This is a genomic window from Aneurinibacillus sp. UBA3580, assembly GCF_002375825.1.
GTDB classification, from domain to species: domain Bacteria; phylum Bacillota; class Bacilli; order Aneurinibacillales; family Aneurinibacillaceae; genus Aneurinibacillus; species Aneurinibacillus danicus.
This window is the reverse complement of record NZ_DFMZ01000103.1, coordinates 6,151-6,941: the sequence shown is the minus strand read 5'-3', so window position 1 is coordinate 6,941 and position 791 is coordinate 6,151. Positions and strand designations below refer to the sequence as shown.

Below are 791 nucleotides of genomic sequence, written 5' to 3'. Positions count from 1 at the left end.
AGGAGCCGTAGAAGCGGTAGCGAAACGCCCTCAATTGCAGGAGCGAATTACCTCAACAGTTGCCGATTCGATTATGGAGACGCTTGAACCGCATGGTGTTGTGGTGGTCGTGGAGGCAGAGCATCTGTGCATGACCATGCGCGGTGTCAAAAAGCCCGGGTCCAAGACAGTAACCTCAGCCGTGCGCGGCATCTTTGCGCAGGACCCTGCTTCACGTGCCGAAGTATTCAGCTTAATCAAAGGGTGATTTGTGAACAAAATAAGTCAATCACATGTATTTGTGGGCGGCGCACGTGTTTAAAATCTAGCGCTTTCGCACATGTTAAAACAGAGGTGAATGCGCTGTGAATAAGATGAAAACAATGTATTGGTTGTGGCTTTTGCCAATCGGACTCCTCATTGCTCTCGTGTATATTAGTTTTTGGTTATATAGATAAACGTTGACAGCGCTTCCTTTTTGCGCGATAGTTAAAACCGTAGCCATCTTAGGGAAGAGTAAAGAGGGGGAGCGTTTATGAACGGAACGTCGACTGAATTTATTGTCATCAAAGCACTGGAGAATGGCGTTAATGTCATCGGATTGACGCGCGGCGAATCCACAAGGTTCCATCATTCTGAAAAACTCGATAAGGGCGAGATTATGATCGCCCAGTTCACCGAGCATACATCCGCGATTAAAGTTCGCGGCAAGGCTGTTATTCAGACGAGCAACGGTACGATTGACACGCTGGTGGACAAGTAGAAAAAAACAAGCAGGCATCTGCTTGTTTTTTTCTGTGAAAATTGTGAGG

2 protein-coding genes are annotated in these 791 nt (G+C 47.0%); both read left to right on the top strand.

The window, feature by feature from the left end; translation table 11 throughout:
- Window positions 1-247 (top strand): GTP cyclohydrolase I (locus tag B2899_RS14615; RefSeq protein ID WP_286886774.1); only part of this gene is annotated, 247 nt, incomplete at its 5' end.
- Between the two features lie 267 nt (window positions 248-514).
- A complete protein-coding gene (mtrB, locus tag B2899_RS14610) occupies window positions 515-742 on the top strand; it encodes a trp RNA-binding attenuation protein MtrB (RefSeq protein WP_146809028.1) in 228 nt (75 codons plus the stop codon).
- Window positions 743-791: the final 49 nt, after the last annotated feature.